The organism is Deinococcus pimensis DSM 21231 (assembly GCF_000519345.1).
In the GTDB taxonomy this organism is placed as follows: domain Bacteria; phylum Deinococcota; class Deinococci; order Deinococcales; family Deinococcaceae; genus Deinococcus_A; species Deinococcus_A pimensis.
On the sequence record NZ_KI912650.1, the window covers coordinates 1,925 to 2,451 of the forward strand.

Annotated in this window: 1 protein-coding gene; it reads right to left on the reverse strand. The window is 73.4% G+C overall.

Going from position 1 to position 527, the window contains the following annotated elements:
* The coding region (locus tag DEIPI_RS39910) for a carbohydrate kinase family protein (protein WP_211238299.1) at window positions 1-527 on the reverse strand (527 nt) is incomplete at both ends.

Here is a 527-nt window from a genome sequence, read left to right on the forward strand (position 1 = left end):
AGGGCCGGGTGAAGGTGCGGTACGCGGGCCGTCCGCGCTCCAGGACCACGCCGCCGTCCACGTCGAGCGTGACGGCGGCGACGCGGGCGCCCGTGAGGTCGAGGACGTCCTGCTCGCGGCCCATGACCTGCTCCACGCGCGCCTCGCCGGTCACGGCGTTCACGCCGAGCAGACGCGTCACCTCCGCGTAGTTGGGCTTCACGGCGGTGGGCCGCGCGCCCCGGTACCGCGTGGGGTCCTTGGCGTCCACCACGAGGACGCGCGGGTCGCGGGCCTGCAGCAGCTCGATCATGGACACGACGCGGTGGGTGAGGATGCCGTAGCCGTAGTCGGACACGATCACGGCGTCGCAGGTGGCCCAGGCGTCGCTGAGGCGCAGCAGCAGCTCGTTCTCGGCGGGCGTGTCGAGGTCCTCCGTGCTGCCGCTGTCGAGCCGCAGCAGGATCTGCGAGGAGGAGCACACGCGCTGCTTGAGGAGCGTGCGCCGCCCGGGTACGCGGACGAGGCCCGTGCCCTCCACGCCGTGA